Raw genomic sequence first — 255 nt, 5'->3', positions numbered from 1 at the left:
AGGTGTCACAGATTACCGCGGAAGAAGGCGGTCAATTTGTCGAACGGGATGAGATTGACGCGATCGTAGACATCCACATGTCCCGCACCCGGGACGATCACCAGTTCCTTCGGCTGGCCAGCGAGGCGATAGGCCTCTTCGCTGAACTCCCGCGAATGGGCGTTCTCGCCCGTAATGAAGAGCATCGGGCGAGGCGAGATCGTCTCGATGTCGTTGAACGGGTAGAAGTTCATGAACTTGACATTGCTGGTGAGC

Annotated in this window: 1 protein-coding gene; it reads right to left on the bottom strand. The window is 56.9% G+C overall.

The genetic code is table 11. From position 1 onward, the window contains the following. Positions 1–5: 5 nt before the first annotated feature. Positions 6–255: alpha/beta hydrolase (locus SB752_RS32890; protein WP_410719578.1), on the bottom strand; the 250-nt coding region annotated here is incomplete at its 5' end.

Origin of the sequence: Brevibacillus sp. SIMBA_040 (genome assembly GCF_046535075.1) — a bacterium.
Taxonomy (GTDB): domain Bacteria; phylum Bacillota; class Bacilli; order Brevibacillales; family Brevibacillaceae; genus Brevibacillus.
This window is presented reverse-complemented; position numbering and strand designations above follow the sequence as displayed.